General features: G+C 41.1%; 13 protein-coding genes. 11 read left to right on the top strand and 2 right to left on the bottom strand.

Annotation, left to right across the window (positions count from 1 at the left end; translation table 11 throughout):
• Positions 1-32 precede the first annotated feature (32 nt).
• The 4 genes from NYR17_RS07785 to rplI all read left to right on the top strand — a co-directional run bounded on the left by NYR17_RS07785 (position 33) and on the right by rplI (position 2,858).
• Complete coding sequence (locus tag NYR17_RS07785; RefSeq protein WP_302505155.1) at positions 33-1,484, top strand: chloride channel protein; 1,452 nt, start codon at positions 33-35, stop codon at positions 1,482-1,484.
• A gap of 69 nt (positions 1,485-1,553) precedes the next feature.
• Positions 1,554-1,895: a 30S ribosomal protein S6 gene (gene rpsF, locus NYR17_RS07780; protein WP_302505154.1), complete on the top strand. Its 342-nt coding sequence runs from the start codon at positions 1,554-1,556 to the stop codon at positions 1,893-1,895.
• 27 nt (positions 1,896-1,922) lie between these two features.
• On the top strand, positions 1,923-2,225 hold the full coding sequence (gene rpsR / locus NYR17_RS07775) for a 30S ribosomal protein S18 (RefSeq protein WP_302505153.1): 303 nt from the start codon (positions 1,923-1,925) through the stop codon (positions 2,223-2,225).
• Between the two features lie 135 nt (positions 2,226-2,360).
• Entirely contained in the window at positions 2,361-2,858 is a 498-nt protein-coding gene (gene rplI / locus NYR17_RS07770; RefSeq protein ID WP_302505152.1) for a 50S ribosomal protein L9, read from the top strand.
• A 175-nt stretch (positions 2,859-3,033) separates the two neighbouring features.
• Here rplI and trxB read toward each other — a convergent pair whose 3' ends face one another.
• On the bottom strand, positions 3,034-3,978 hold the full coding sequence (gene trxB / locus NYR17_RS07765) for a thioredoxin-disulfide reductase (RefSeq protein ID WP_302505151.1): 945 nt from the start codon (positions 3,976-3,978) through the stop codon (positions 3,034-3,036).
• A 154-nt stretch (positions 3,979-4,132) separates the two neighbouring features.
• A complete protein-coding gene (locus NYR17_RS07760) occupies positions 4,133-5,581 on the bottom strand; it encodes an aminoacyl-histidine dipeptidase (RefSeq protein ID WP_302505150.1) in 1,449 nt (482 codons plus the stop codon).
• Between the two features lie 189 nt (positions 5,582-5,770).
• Here NYR17_RS07760 and dapF point away from each other — a divergent pair, with 189 nt between their 5' ends.
• The 7 genes from dapF (at position 5,771) to NYR17_RS07725 (ending at position 15,873) form a co-directional block, all read left to right on the top strand.
• Positions 5,771-6,529: a diaminopimelate epimerase gene (dapF, locus tag NYR17_RS07755; RefSeq protein WP_302505149.1), complete on the top strand. Its 759-nt coding sequence runs from the start codon at positions 5,771-5,773 to the stop codon at positions 6,527-6,529.
• 18 nt (positions 6,530-6,547) lie between these two features.
• Complete coding sequence (mltG, locus tag NYR17_RS07750) at positions 6,548-7,570, top strand: endolytic transglycosylase MltG (RefSeq protein ID WP_302505148.1); 1,023 nt, start codon at positions 6,548-6,550, stop codon at positions 7,568-7,570.
• A 100-nt stretch (positions 7,571-7,670) separates the two neighbouring features.
• Positions 7,671-10,250 (top strand): TonB-dependent receptor domain-containing protein, encoded by a 2,580-nt coding sequence (locus NYR17_RS07745; RefSeq protein WP_302505147.1) that lies wholly within the window; start codon positions 7,671-7,673, stop codon positions 10,248-10,250.
• Between the two features lie 186 nt (positions 10,251-10,436).
• Positions 10,437-13,655, top strand: a complete 3,219-nt coding sequence (locus tag NYR17_RS07740) for a S41 family peptidase (RefSeq protein ID WP_302505146.1) — start codon at positions 10,437-10,439, stop codon at positions 13,653-13,655.
• Between the two features lies 1 nt (position 13,656).
• Complete coding sequence (locus NYR17_RS07735) at positions 13,657-14,004, top strand: CidA/LrgA family protein (protein ID WP_302505145.1); 348 nt, start codon at positions 13,657-13,659, stop codon at positions 14,002-14,004.
• Positions 14,004-14,696 (top strand): LrgB family protein, encoded by a 693-nt coding sequence (locus tag NYR17_RS07730; RefSeq protein WP_302505144.1) that lies wholly within the window; start codon positions 14,004-14,006, stop codon positions 14,694-14,696. The genes NYR17_RS07735 and NYR17_RS07730 overlap by 1 nt, the downstream gene beginning before the upstream one ends.
• Before the next feature lie 16 nt (positions 14,697-14,712).
• A complete protein-coding gene (locus NYR17_RS07725; protein ID WP_302505143.1) occupies positions 14,713-15,873 on the top strand; it encodes a class I SAM-dependent methyltransferase in 1,161 nt (386 codons plus the stop codon).
• Positions 15,874-15,889: the final 16 nt, after the last annotated feature.

The raw sequence follows: 15,889 nt of genomic DNA, 5'->3' as shown, positions 1-15,889 counted from the left end.
TTAGAATGCGATAAAAGTTGATACAAAACCCCATGAAAAAACTGTTTTCCTACCTGCGGTTCCGCTTAAAGCACACCTTTGATAATATCCAAAATGAACGCCTGAAATATAATCTTTTGCAGGCTATTCCATTTTGGTTCGCTTCTTTATTAACGGGGATTGTGGCGGTGCTTTATGCGAAATTATTTGAGTGGGGGGAACACATTTTATTTTCTATTCTCCATTGGCAATCGTGGCTGATTTTCATCATTGCGCCTTTGGGTTTTGTGCTGTCGTGGTGGTTGGTGGAGCGCTATGCGCCGTATTCTCGGGGGAGCGGTATTCCGCAGGTGATGGCTTCGGTAACGCTGGCAAATCCTAAGCAACGCCGAAAAATCAAATATCTGTTGAGTATTAAAATCGTTTTGATAAAGGTGTTGTCCAGCATTGTTTTGGTGATTGGTGGTGGCGCTATTGGTCGAGAAGGTCCAACGATTCAAATTGCGGGCTCTTTGTTCCGTTTTGTCAACCAGATTTTGCCGAAATGGTGGCCCAAGATTTCCATTAAAAATATGATTATGACAGGTGCGGCGGCAGGGCTTTCGGCAGCGTTTAATACGCCATTAGGGGGTATTGTTTTTGCGGTGGAAGAACTATCCAAAACGCATATGAACTACTTTAAAACCGCCCTTTTTACCGCTGTGATTATTGCGGGGCTCACGGCGCAGACTTTGGCGGGTTCTTACCTTTATTTAGGGTATCCTAAAACGCAGGGCATCGGTATTGGGATTATATTTCCTGTGATTTTGGTGGCTTTTCTTTGCGGTTTGATGAGCAGTAAACTTTCTAAGCTGATGCTCGCCATCAACCATTTTAGAGCGGGATTGAAAAATAACCGTCAGCAGGTTGTATTTTTGGTGGTCAGTGCCTTAATCATCGCTACGATGGCATTTTTCGTTGATAAAAGTATTTTGGGCTCTGGGAAGGGGCTGATGGAGCGTGTGCTGTTTTCTGATGAAAAAGAGCAGGCTTGGTATATGCCGATATTTAGAATGTTGGGACCTGCATTGTCCTTTACCAGTGGTGGTGCAGGCGGGATTTTTGCGCCAGCGCTCAGTGCAGGGGCGAGCTGTGGTGCCTTTTTTTCGGATATTATGCATCTTTCTCGAAATGAGACCAATGTGATTATTTTGGCAGGTATGGTGGCTTTTCTTACAGGCATTACGCGGGCACCGTTTACCTCGGCTATTTTGGTTTTAGAGATGACCGACCGCCATTCATTGATATTTTATTTGATGCTCTCTGGGATGGTGTCTTCTATTGCGGCGCTTTTGGTGAGCAGAAAATCGCTCTATGACGAGTTGCGAGACCATTATTTAAAATCGTTGGAGCAGCAGTATGGCAGCCACGAGAACCTCCCTAAAACTAAGCTTAATCTTTCGGATTTAGGGAAAAATAAAACTTCTAAAACGCCTTTTCCAGATGTGAGCAGAAAACCAGACTAAAAAAGTTTGTGTGTATCATAAATAATTCTTATTTTTGCGGCTTAATTTTAAACATTTAAAATCAATATTATGAATCATTACGAAACTGTTTTCATTTTAACTCCCGTTCTGTCTGATGCTCAGGTGGAGGAAGCAGTGAAAAAATTTGAAGATCTATTAAAAGATCACAATTGCGAAATTGTTGCCAAAGAAAATTGGGGACTAAAAAAATTAGCGTATCCTATCCAACTTAAAAAGAACGGATTCTATACTTTAATAGAGTTTAAAGGAGAAGGTACTGTGGTAGCTGATTTAGAGCTGGCGTTTAAGCGTGATGAAAGAGTGATCCGCTATTTAACCACTAAATTAGACAAGCATGCGATAGAGTATGCAGAAAAGAGAAGAGCTAAATTAAAATCACAAAAAGCTTAATTTTTAACCCTAAAAAACATTACAATTATGGCAATAGATGAAATGGCACAACAAGCCGCACAAGGTGGAGAGTCTGAAGTGAAATTCTTAACTCCATTGGATATCAATACTAAATCTGACAAAAAATTCTGTAGATTTAAAAAATACGGTATTAAATATGTAGATTATAAAGATGCTAACTTCCTTCTTCAGTTCGTAAACGAGCAAGGTAAAATTTTACCAAGAAGATACACAGGAACTTCTTTAAAATACCAAAGAAAAGTATCTGCCGCTATTAAAAGAGCAAGACACTTGGCGTTAATGCCTTATGTAGCAGACTTATTAAAATAAAAAAGCAATCGCTATAGCATATGCTTGGGCAGATTGCATAGCCATTAAGTTGCTGAATTCAATTAAAAAAATTCTAACTGTTTTAGTAAAAGGCAAAATTGCCACAGTCTAAAACCTAAAAAAGGACAACAACCCATGGAAATTATTCTAAAAAAAGATGTAGAAAACTTAGGACTTGAGTTTGATACTGTAGATGTAAAACCAGGATACGCAAGAAACTTCTTGCTTCCACAAGGCTACGCTGTATTGGCTACGCCTAAAAACAAAGCCGCTTTAGCAGAAACTTTAGAAGCGAGAAAAGAAGAAGAAGCTAAGTTAGTAGCTGCAGCTCAAAAAGTAGTAGAGCAGTTGAAGAAAACAGCTGTATCTATCGCTGCAAAAGTAGGAACGGGTGATAAATTATTCGGTTCTATTAACAATGCCAACTTATCTGAAGAATTGGCTAAAGCTGGGGTAGAAGTAGATAAAAAATACATCAAAATCCCAGGAAATACCATCAAAAGAATTGGTAAATTCGTGGCTAAAATCCGTCTCCATAGAGATGTAGAGCACGATTACGAATTTGAAGTGGTATCTGATGCTCCTGTAGAAGTTGCACCAAAAGCTGAGGAAGCACCAAAAACAGAGCAATAAAACATAAGCTTTAAATTTTATAAATTTAACTGTAGGAAAAGATACTTCATTTTGAGGTATCTTTTTCTTTTTTTATCGATGAAGAAGAAGGCGAGTAATAAAGAATGGAATAAAAAACCAGTCGGCGGGATTTTTAAATCCCGCCGACTGGTTTAAAGAATATGCATTATAAAAACTATTTAAGTTCGCCCAAATAGCGCTCTGCATCTATGGCAGCCATACAGCCGCTTCCTGCCGCAGTAATGGCTTGTCTGTAAATATGGTCCTGAACATCGCCCGCCGCAAAAACGCCTGGTAGATTGGTTTTAGAAGATTTACCTTGGGTGATGATATAGCCATTTTCATCTAAATCAATCTGCCCTTGGAAAAGGCTGGTATTCGGTTGATGGCCAATGGCAATAAAAATACCATGAACATCAATTTCGGAAGTTTCATTGGTTTTATTATTGAGCACTACGGCTTTTTCAACCAAGTTGTTATCACCTTTAATGCCGACCAATTCGTGGTTAAATAGCACCTCTATATTAGGCGTTTTTTCCACGCGTTGCTCCATTACCTTAGAGGCACGGAAGTAGTCTTTTCTCACCAGCATCGTTACTTTATTACAAATATTAGCGAGGTAAGTGGCTTCCTCCGCAGCGGTATCTCCAGCGCCTACCACAATCACATCTTTACCTTTATAGAAGAAACCATCACAAGTAGCACAAGCCGAAATGCCGCCACCTGCATATTTTTTTTCATCATCAAGACCTAAGTATTTGGCGGTAGCTCCTGTGGAAATGATTACTGTGCGTGCCAAAACTTCTCTACTGCCCGTAGATATTTTGTGGATGCCACCCACTTCTTTTGAAAACTCTACGGATGAAATCATCTCGTAGTGGATTTTAGTGTCAAATCTTTCGGCTTGTTTTTGCAAGTCCATCATCATTTCAGGACCTGTGATGCCGTTAGGATAGCCAGGGAAATTTTCCACTTCTGTCGTGGTTGTCAGCTGTCCGCCAGGTTCCAAACCAGTGAAAAGTTCAGGTTTTAAATCAGCTCTTGCAGCATATATAGCGGCGGTGTAGCCTGCAGGACCAGAGCCGATAATCACACAATCCAAAATATTTTGTTCTTCCATAGGGATATAATTTTTAATTCGTTTTTTGAGACGGCTAATTTCGGAATTTTTTTTGACTTTATGCCGTTTTCAATGATTGATGTTGTCAATAGTATTGATTATAAAATAAGGCTACTTCAATAAGTAGCCTCATTTTATGGATTTTAGATAAAAATTAAACTGTTTTTTTCTCTGGTATTTGAGCTAAAACATCTTTTAGAAACCTCCAAAACTTCTGTGTGGAGGAGATGCTGGCTCTTTCGTCAGGCGAGTGTGCCCCTCTGATGGTAGGTCCAAAGCTGACCATTTCCATTTTAGGGTAATTGGCACCAATAATACCGCACTCTAATCCGGCGTGGCAGGCTACCACATTTGGTTCTGCATCAAAATCTTCTTGATAAATTTGTTTCATAATCTTGATGATTTCAGCATCTGGTTTAGGCTTCCAACCTGGGTAAGAACCTGAAAAAGTGACAGGAATTTGTGCCAGTTCAAACACGGCTTTTAGTTGTTGGGCAACATCAAACTTGCTGGATTCCACCGAAGAGCGCGTTAAATTTAAGGCTTGGAAAGCGCCATCTTTTAACTCTATCCGCGCCACATTATTAGAGGCTTCCACCAAATCTGCCACATCTGGCGACATACGGAACACGCCATTGTGTGCTGCTGTAATGGCTAAAATTATTTTTTGAGAATCCTCGTGGCTAATGGCGTTGCCTTCCGCTGTGGTAGGCTCTAAGCTGATGCTAAGGTGCTTTTCTAAGGTGGCAAATTCCTCTAAAATTTCCGATTTTAAAACTTCAAAAGCGGCTGAAAACTGGGCTTGGTCTTTAACGGTAAACACGCATTCGCCCTCTCTTGGAATGGCATTTCTAAGCCCACCAGAATTGATGCTATAAAGTTGAATGCCATTTTCTAAGCCTAAAAATAAAAATCGGGCTAAAATTTTATTGGCATTGCCTAAGCCTTTGTGGATGTCCATACCAGAGTGTCCACCTTGTAAACCTTTGATGCTCAGTTTAAAACCTTCATTTTTTAAAGCTTGTGTAGGGAAGGTTTTAGAAGCCGTTACATCTACGCCACCCGCACAACCGATGTCTATTTCATCATCTTCCTCGGTATCTAAGTTGAGTAATATTTCGCCGTTTAAAGCATTGGGTTCTAAGCCAAAAGCCCCCGTCATCCCTGTTTCTTCATCAATGGTAAAAAGGGCTTCTATTGCAGGATGAGGAATATCTTGGCTTTCCAAAACGCTCATAATGGCAGCCACGCCTAAGCCGTTATCCGCGCCTAAAGTGGTACCGTGAGCCTTCACCCAATCGCCATCTACATACATAGAAATGCCTTGGGTTTCAAAATCAAAATCTACATCGTTATTTTTTTGGCAAACCATATCTAAATGGGCTTGTAGCACTACGGGCTGTCTGTTTTCCATCCCTGCAGTGGCGGGCTTTCTGATGATGACATTACCCGTTTTGTCCACAGAAGTTTCTAAGCCTAAGTTTTCACCAAAATTTTTGATGAATTGGATCACTTTTTCTTCCTTTTTGGAAGGTCTTGGCACGGCATTGAGCGCCGAAAAATTTTTCCAAATAATTTGAGGTTCTACATTTGATAAACTCATAATTGTATTTTAATTTTTTCCAAAGATACGATAATTTTAGATTTTCTCTGACTTTAAATCCCTCTGTTGGCGCATATAAAAGTGATGAAGAATGATTGAGAGCGTAGCTCATCGCTCAAAGTAGAAGCGGCTAAACCACTGCGTTTCCATTCTTTTTGACTATTTTTGTAGCTTGAAAATGATAGAAAAATGAAATTTTATAAATACCAAGGCACGGGTAACGATTTTATTATGCTGGACAATCGCAGCGGCAGTTTTAATCTAAGCCAAAAGGAGATAGAAAGGCTTTGCCACAGGCGGTTTGGCATAGGTGCAGATGGTTTGATTTTACTTGAAAATGATACCGATTTGGATTTTAAAATGGTATATTATAACGCCGATGGCGCCGAAAGTACGATGTGCGGTAATGGCGGGCGCTGTTTGGTGGCTTTTGCTCATTTTTTGAAGATTTTTGATGCCCACTGCACTTTCCAAGCGATTGATGGTCGCCACGAGGCAGAGATTAGCAACGGCATTGTCAAATTAAAAATGATAGATGTTCCTGAAATAACCCAAAAGCCAGAATATACCGTAATGAACACGGGATCACCGCATTATGTGGTTTGGGTGGAAGCTGTGGAGCAATTCCCAGTGTATAAAGAAGGGAAAGCCATCCGCTATAGCGAGGCGTTTGCTAAGGAAGGCATCAATGTTAATTTTATAGAAGAAGTAGCGCCTAACACGCTGTTTGTGAGGACTTATGAACGCGGTGTGGAAGATGAAACTTACAGCTGTGGCACGGGCGTAACGGCATCAGCGCTCACTTATATGCTCAGCCATCATCTAAATGAAGTGGAAATCCAAACCTTGGGCGGCAACCTTAAAGTTTATGCTGAAAAAGCTGATTCTGGATTTAAAAATGTTTGGTTAGAAGGCCCTGCAGAGCAAGTATTCGCAGGGGAGTTATAATAAATTTGAATTAAAAAAATGAAAAAAATTATTGCAGTCGTTTTTATCATTGGCGTTGTGGCAGGCTATTTTGGCATTAAATTTTATCAGCGCTATTATTCGGATAATGTAGAAAAGGCGGGCTATGTTTTAATCCCCACCAAGGCTAATTTTGAACAATTGATGGACAGCATATCGCCTTATCTTAAAGACCGAGAGGCGTTTAGAGCGGTGGCGCAGGCTAAGCATTTAGACCAGTTTCATCACGCTGGGCGCTACGAAATCAGCGAGGGAATGGACAACACAGCGCTGGTTAATATGATTAAAGCGGGCAACCAAACGCCCAACCAGTTTAGGATTATTGATTTTAGCAATGTTTACCAGATGATGGGGCGCGTGGCTAAGAAAACCGAAATAGATTCTTTGGCGTTCATCAAGGGGCTTAATGCCATTGCTAAAAAAAAGGGCTTAGCCGATGCCGAAGCGCTGAAACCATACTTTTTTATTGATACTTACCGCTTTTTTTGGACGGTAACGCCAGAAGAATTTTTCAAAACCTTTGAGGCGCAATATCAAGCTTTTTGGAATGCAGAGCGCGTGGCTAAAGAGCAACAATTGGGGCTGAGTAGAAATCAAATTTATGCATTGGCATCTATCGTTTATAAAGAGTCAGGCGGCAGACCAGACGAACAAAAAACCATTGCGGGGCTTTACCTTAACCGTTATAGAAAAGGAATGAAACTGCAATCTGACCCTACGGTGATTTATGCGGTCAATCAGCAAAACGGCTTTACAAAAACCATCAAAAGGGTTTATTACCGAGATTTGAAAGCGACCTCGCCATACAATACTTATGCGAATGCGGGCATTCCACCAGGACCTATTTGCATCGTGGATAAAAATTCTGTAGATGCGGTGCTCAATGCTGAAAAAAACAATTATCTTTTTATGGTGGCAGACCCTCAAAAACGAGGTTTTCATAAATTTACCAGTAGTGATGTGGAGCACGCTAAAAATGCCAAAGCCTACCAAAATTGGCTCAATGAACAGAATATAAAATAGTGTCGCACTTTTTGTTTTTCTTTAGAATGAAATTATTTTTGATTTAGAATTTAACTTTAGCGGCAGACTTTCATCTTAACACAGAAGAAAAAATACTTTTATGACGCATAATACGGAAATTTCTACCCTCGTGAGTAGAAAAACGCTGGCTCTCGTAGCGGTACTTGGCGCTGCGAGTTTTGCTTTTGCACAACAGAAAAATACCATCTTTGGGCGAGTAGTAGACGCTCAGAACCAAGCGGTACCCTACGCTTCTATTTCATTTTTTAATAAAGCCAATAAGTTGTATAGTGATGCGACCTTGACCGATGAAAAGGGCAATTACAGCCTTTCTCTCGTGCCTGGCGATTATGAAATTACCATAGAAGCCATAGATTTCAAAAAGAAAGTATTTAGTCAGAAAGTAGGGCAGGGGGCGTTGGCGGCGTTCCAAATTCAGCGCGAAGCTAGCCTAACCAACACCCAAACCAAAGAGCTCCAGAGTGTGGTCATTACAGCCACCACCAAGCCTTATAAAGTGGAGTTGGATAAAAAAACTTATGATGTTTCCACCGATATGGTGAGCAAAGGCGGCAGCTTACAAGATGTGTTGCAGAATGTCCCTTCTGTGGATGTGGACACGGATGGCACGGTATCTATGCGCGGAAGTTCTAATGTGCGCTTTCTCATCAACGGAAAACCTTCGGTTATGTTGGGGATTGATGATGGTGCTAATGCTTTGCAGTCCATTCCTGCAGACCAAATTGAGCGTATAGAGGTCATTACCAATCCATCGTCTAAATTTGAGGCTTCGGGAACTTCAGGAATTTTGAATATCATCCTCAAAAAAAATAAAAAAACAGGCTTTAATGGTAGTGTTATCGGTACTTTGGGCTATTTGCCACAAACGGGGCTTAATGCCAATTTAAGTTGGAGAAAAGGCAACCTCACTTGGTTTGTTAATGGTGGCGGCAGTTACCGAGAATCCAAAGGTACTACACGAAATAATAACTATTATACTGATTTACAGCAATCTAATCAACTTTTGGCATCGTTGCAGAATGGCGAGAGAAAAAACGCAATGGACTCCTATAACGCCACCGCAGGTTTGGTTTACGATTGGGGCAAAAATACCTCCATCAACCTATCGGGAACGGTGCGCACTTTTGAGGGAACGGAAGATGCCTACACTTATTTTGATTACCGCTATAACAGCACCGCCCTGCCTACACCTTATATGTTAAGGCAAAGTGATGGCACTAATAAAAACCTCTCTTGGCAAGGCGATTTAGGCTTGGATCATCAATTTAGCGAGGCGGATAATTTAGCCCTTTCGGTGAGTTATCAGACCAGTAAAAACAGCGCCAATAGCCACATCAATCAAGAAACGAATAATATTTTTGATAGAAAATTCCGAGCCGATGCGCTGACACCCAATATGAGCTATCTGATTAGTCAAAACTCTCAAGATGCCAAACGCAACACCGTGATTGCCAAGGCAGATTATGAGGTTAATTTGGGCGAAAATTCTAAATTAGAAGCGGGTTATCGCTTAGACATCAACAGAAACCAGTACGATAATACTGCCGATGAGCAAATCGGAAAAACAGGAACGATGAATCCTCTGGGGAAATTCACGAACAATACCAGTTATGATGAGGTGTTCAACGCGTTCTATGTTCAGTTTAAAAGTAAAATCGGAAAATTAGGTTATCAGATTGGGCTCAGAGATGAACTCTCCGAAGTTAAAATAGACTACCAAAACTTGGAACAAGGCAAAATTATAGACCAAAAAACTAAAAATTATAACAACCTCTTTCCGAGCATTTACCTCAGTTATGAGTTGGAAAAAAACAATCAACTTTTACTGAACTACTCTCGGAGGATAGACCGCCCACGCGCCTTTTTTATGGTGCCGTATTTTTCTCTAACGGATGACCAGAACTTATTTTTAGGGAACTTAGACCTCAATCCGTCTTATGTTAATTCCTTTGAGTTGGGCTACAGCATCCAGAAGCGAAAATTTACCCTCAACCCGACTTTATATCTAAGACACAAAACCGATGATGATAAAATGTTGGTATACAGAGCGGATGAGCGCACCAATGTCTTCTTTACCAACCCTATCAACCTCGGCGAAGATACCAAATATGGTTTAGATTTAAACGCCACCGCAGACCTATTCTCTTGGTGGAAGATGATGGCGAGCGTAGATGTGTTCGGCTACCATACTACGGGCTACACCACTTACCAAGTTTTGGATAAAAATGGAGATCCAGCCACTCGGGAGGCAGATTTTGAAGGTAAAGGCTTCTCTTATCGGATGAGGCTTAACTCTACTTTTAAAGTGGACAAAACGCTGAGTTTCCAGTTCCAAGGCTTTTACAGAGGTGGGCAAAAAACAGCATTCCAAGACAGAAAAGCGATGTATGCGGTTAATTTTGGCACCAGCAAAACCATTTGGAACGGAGATGGCACCATTACCTTTAATGTTCAAGACATTTTCAACACCAGAAACAGAACTGTGTACACCTTCTCCGAAACTTCTACACGAGAATCTTATATGCAGTGGCAGCCGCGCCAAGTCTCGCTCTCTCTAACTTATCGCTTTAAACAAGGCGAAAAAATAGAGCAACCGAAACGCAAAAAAGACAACAATTCTAATTATAACGGCGATGATGAAGGCGCAGTAGCAATGTAGTCTATTGCTCCACAAACTCCAAGCACGCATCATAAAATTATGGTGCGTGTTTTTTATTTCTTAGGAATCTTATTTTTAGATCAATAAAATCATTTGATGCGGTTTTATTACGAGATACCGAGGGTTATGGTTTCATAATCCACAAAAAAAATGTAACTTTGAGCGGTATCTAAAATTCTAATCATAATGCTTAAAAATATACTCTGCACTTCGGTCGCTGTGTTGGCTTTTTCAATGGCGGAGGCACAATCGCCGCTTTGGCTTAGACACTCTAATATCTCTCCAGATGGACAGTTTATCGCGTTTTCTTACCAAGGCGATATTTATAAAGTGCCCACCCATGGCGGAACAGCCATCAGACTAACCACCAATCCAGCTTATGATTCTGAGCCCATATGGTCGCCAGATGGAACTAAAATCGCTTTTGTGAGCGACCGAGATGGCGGCTATAAACGCCTCTATCTGATGTCGGCGCAAGGTGGCGTAGCTCAGGCGCTTACGCACCATTCTCAGTCGGCGCGAGCGCTTGGTTTCTCGCCAGATGGCAAGTCTGTTCTCTACACAGCGAATATCCAAAACAGTGCAGAAAATGCCGTTTTCCCGAGGTTTGGTCAGGTTTATCAGGTTTCGTTAGAAGGTGGACAGCCGCAGCGCGTGGCAGATTTTCCAACCAATGCCATCAGTTTTGCATCTGTCAATCAAATGTATTATGAGGATTTAAAAGGCGGCGAAAACGAGTGGCGAAAGCACCACACTTCTTCTGTAACGCGTGATATTTGGCGCTATGATTTTAAAAATCAAACCCATACCAAAATCATCGATTGGAAAGGCGAGGACCGAAATCCTGTATTGGCGTCTGATGGCAAAACGCTTTATTTTTTAAGTGAAAGAAGCGGCAGTTTTAACATTTATAAAGCCAATGTACAGAACCCCAGCGAGGCTCAACAGCTGACTTTCTATAAAGATTATCCAGTGAGATTTCTCTCTGTGGCTAAAAATGGCGTACTGTCTTATAGTTATGGTGGCGAACTTTATACGCTAAAAGAGGGACAACAGCCACAGAAACTCAGTGTAAATATCATAACCGATGTGGCATCGCAAGAACCTGTGTTTAAGACTTTTACTTCTGGTGCTACTTCGGCAACGGTTTCTCCTGATGGCAAACAAATCGCGATGGTGATCCGCGGCGAGGTTTTTGTTACCTCCACAGACTACACCACCACGAAACAAATTACCCAAACTGCCGCGGCAGAACAGGGCGTAACTTTTGGTAAAGATGGGCGCACTTTGGTCTATGCCAGTTATAGAGACGGATATTGGGATTTATACAAAGCCACCATCCAGCGTAAAGAGGAGGCGAATTTCCCTAATGCCACGCTCATCACCGAAGAAAAATTGATTAAAAATGACCGCTCCGAGAAAATGCATCCGCAGTTTTCTCCTGATGGCAAAGAAATCGCCTTTGTGCAGGACCGAAATCATATTGCGGTTTATAATCTGAAAACGCAGCAAATCAGAACCATTACCGAGGATAAATACCAAGTGGAGCGCAATGGCAACATTAACTACGCGTGGTCGCCAGATTCGCGGTGGTTTGTGGTGGAATATGTGGCGAGAGAGCGGGCACCTTATTCGGATATTGGCATCATCAGTGCGGAAGGCGGTCAGCCGATATTCAACATTACTGATAGTGGTTATTTTGATACCAACCCGCATTGGGCTTTAGGTGGTAATGCTATTATTTGGCGCTCAGAACGCTATGGAATGCGGAACCACGCCTCTTGGGGCTCTATGAACGATGAGATGATGGTGTTCCTCAACCGTGAAGCTTTTGATGAGTATCAAATGAACAAAGAGGAGTACGAACTCTACCAGCAAGCCAACAAAGAAAAACCAAAAGAAGAGGATAAAAAAGATGAAAAAGAGCCTTCTAAAAAAGAAAACGAGGAGAAGAAAAAGCAAAAAAATATCCTTGTAGAATTAGAAAATATCCAAGAGCGTATGGTGCGCATTACGCCCAATTCTTCCAATTTAGGCGATGCCATTATGGATAAAGAGGGCAAAAAAATCTATTATTTAGCCGCTTTTGAAAAAGGTTACGATTTATGGGAGCACGATTTAAGGGAGCGCTCTACCAAACTTTTGTCTAAGCTCAACGGACAATTTATGTTTTTTGAAACCGACAAAGCTGGAAAGCAAATTTTCCTATTGGGCGGTCAGAAGATGAAAAAAATCAACCCAATTAAAGACATCAACTATGCCGCAACGATGAAGCTGGATTTAGCCAAAGAGCGTGAGTTTATGTTTGATATGGTAAAACGCGAAGAAAAAGAGCGTTTCTATGTGCAAAATATGCACGGCGTAGATTGGGAAAAACTGACCGAGCATTACAGAAAATTTTTGCCTTACATCAACAATAATTATGATTTTTCGGAGATGCTCAGTGAGCTTTTGGGCGAGTTAAATGTTTCGCATACAGGCGCCAGATACCGTGCTCAGGGCAGTGCTTATGTACAAACGGCATACTTAGGAGCGCTCGTATCGCCTCTGCCTAATGGACTTCGTATAGATGAGGTGTTGATTGGAGGTCCTTTTGATCGTTCTAAATCTAAGATCAAAAAAGGCACTATAATAGAAAAAATAGATGGCGAGCCAATCACGCCTGCGATAGACTATCAACAACTGTTGGAAGGGAAAGCGGGCAAGAAAATATTGGTTTCATTATATGATCCGCAGGAAAATCTTCGTTGGGAAGAAGAGGCGAAGGGCATCAATGCCTCACAGTGGAACGAGTTGCTTTATCAAAGGTGGGTAAAACAGCGCGCCGCCGATGTGGAACGCTGGTCAAAAGGGAAGTTAGGTTATGTGCACATCCGCTCTATGGGCGATGGCAGCTTTAGAGAAACTTATTCCGAAGTTTTAGGGAAATACAATAATAAAGAAGGCATCGTGATAGACATTCGCTATAATGGCGGTGGGCGCTTGCACGAAGATATAGAAACCTTCTTCAGCGGTAAAAAATATTTAACGCAAATGATTCGCGGTAGAAAATATGCCGATATGCCGAGCCGCCGTTGGAATAAACCATCGGTAATGCTCATCAACGAAGCGGATTATTCCAATGCCCACGGTACGCCTTGGGTTTACCAGCATATGAACATTGGAAAATTGGTGGGTGCGCCCGTGCCAGGTACTATGACTTCTGTGAATTGGCAAACGCTGCAAGACCCTTCGCTGGTGTTTGGAATTCCTGTGGTGGGCTATGAAAAAGCCGATGGTACTTATTTAGAAAACTTCCAATTGGAGCCTGATGTTAAGGTGATTTTGGATACCAAAAGTGTGACCAAAGGCGAGGATAACCAGCTGAAAAGTGCGGTGGAAGAATTATTAAAAGAAATCAAGTAGGATGGCATTGATAAGGGCTTGTCTGATTATTTTTGGATTTTTAGCGTTGGGGGAGCTGGTGGTTTTTCTTACAGAAACAAAGTTTCCTTCCAGCCTTATCGGGATGTTTTTGCTGACCATTGCCTTGCATTTTCGTTGGGTTAAAGTGGAGTGGGTTAAGGCATTATCCGATTTTTTGCTCAATAATTTAGGTTTGTTTTTTATACCATCTTGTGTCGCTATTATGCTGTATTTTGATGTCATCGGGCAGAATATCGTCGCTATTATGGTGTCTATTGTGATCAGTACCGCCTTGGTTATTTGGGTAACAGGGAGAGTTTATCAATATATTAGAAAAAAGATGAAATAATGCAGGTTTTTTTACAAAATCCGTATTGGCTTTTAGGGCTTACTTTTTTATTCTATTATAGCGCTATTTTGCTTCAAAATAAATGGCCTACGCCTTGGCTTAATCCTATTCTAATGGCAGCCTTGGTGATGATAGGTTACCTTAGCATTTTTAATATCACTTTCGCCCAATATGAAGAGGCAGGCAAGTATATAGATTTTTTTCTTAAACCCTCTGTGGTGGCGCTTGGAGTACCGTTGTACTTACAATTAGAAAAAATTAAAAAACAATGGATTCCAGTGTTGGTTTCTCATTTTTTTGGAAGTTTGGTGGGGATTATTAGCGTTTGTGGCATCGCAAAATTATTGGGTGCAGACCGCGAAATCATCCTTTCATTAGCGCCTAAATCGGTGACAACGCCCATCGCTATTGAAGTTTCTAAAACTTTGGGCGGCTTGGTGCCATTAACGGTTTCTGCGGTGATTATCACAGGGTTAGTAGGGAGCGTTATCGGCTTTCAAGTATTGAAGTGGACTCGCGTGAAAAGCCCTATGGCACAAGGGATTTCGCTGGGTGCTTCGTCTCACGGTATGGGCATTATGATGTCTATGACGTTGGGCGAAAGGTATGCAGGCTTTGCCAGCGTGGGCTTGATTCTCAATGGTGTGTTCACGGCTATTATGGCACCTTATGTGGTGCAGTGGTTATTTTAATTTTTGAGGATAAATAATGAAAGAGTCTTTATTATTGCCAAAAGTTCAAAAATTTATCAGCGAGAATTTAGATGTGCAATTGCCAGATTTACTGTTTAAAAAACCGATATTTGAAGAGGTTAGCAATCAAGACTTGGCAATCCAAATCCAAGGACGGAAAACGGCTCAAAAGAAATTTCCAGCTTTCAATCAAGAGTATATCCTCTTTCCACCAAAGCTCAATTTAGAACAAACTTCATCTCAAGCCACTGCGGAATATAAGAGCCAAGGGCTGTCAGGGCGGGCTTTTTTGGATTTAACTTGCGGTTTTGGCATTGATGCTTTTTTTCTATCTCAACATTTTGAAACGGTGACTTTAGTAGAACAGAACCGCCAACTTTTAGACCTTGTGGCGCATAATTGGCAACAATTGGGGCGAAAAGCCAACTTTATCGATCAGGATTTAATGCAATTTCTCAACGATGCACCACAACATTTTGATTTGATTTATTTGGACCCAGCGCGCCGAGATGCCCATAAAAAGAAGGTTTTTCTATTGGAAGATTTATCACCGAATGTTTTAGAAATTCAAGAGAAATTGTTAGAGAAATCGCCAAAAGTGCTGATGAAACTCTCGCCTTTGATTGATTTAAAATACCTCTGCACGGTGCTTAAAAATATAGCGCGCATAGACATTATTGCGGTTAAAAATGAAGTGAAGGAAATCGTGGTTTTACAAAATTTAGAAACCTCAAAACCGAATATTGAAGGGCGTTGTGTGAATTTAGAGACCTCAGAACCCGTATTTCATTTTACGATCAATGATGAGCCATCAGGGGCAATCAACTACGCAGCACCTCGCCGCTATTTGTATATTCCCAATAACGCTATTTTAAAATCAGGGGCTTATGCCAAGTTAGCCGCGCAATATCAATTAGAAAAGTTGCACCCTAACACCCATTTTTTTACATCAGAAGTCTTGATAGACCATTTTCCTGGGCGTATTTTGGAAGTTAAAATATTGGAAGCTAAACAGATCAAGAAGAAATCAACTTATAATATCATTTCCAAAAATCATCCATTATCGCCAGCGGAGATTAAGAAAAAATACCAACTCAAAGACGGCGGCGATAGGTATTTAATCTTCACCCAAACCCTCAATGGGAAAATTATTTTGGAGGGCATTCAAAAAAAATAGTTTATTTTTAGGCTAT

Source organism: Riemerella columbina, assembly GCF_030517065.1.
In the GTDB taxonomy this organism is placed as follows: Bacteria; Bacteroidota; Bacteroidia; order Flavobacteriales; family Weeksellaceae; genus Riemerella; species Riemerella columbina_A.
This window is presented reverse-complemented; position numbering and strand designations above follow the sequence as displayed.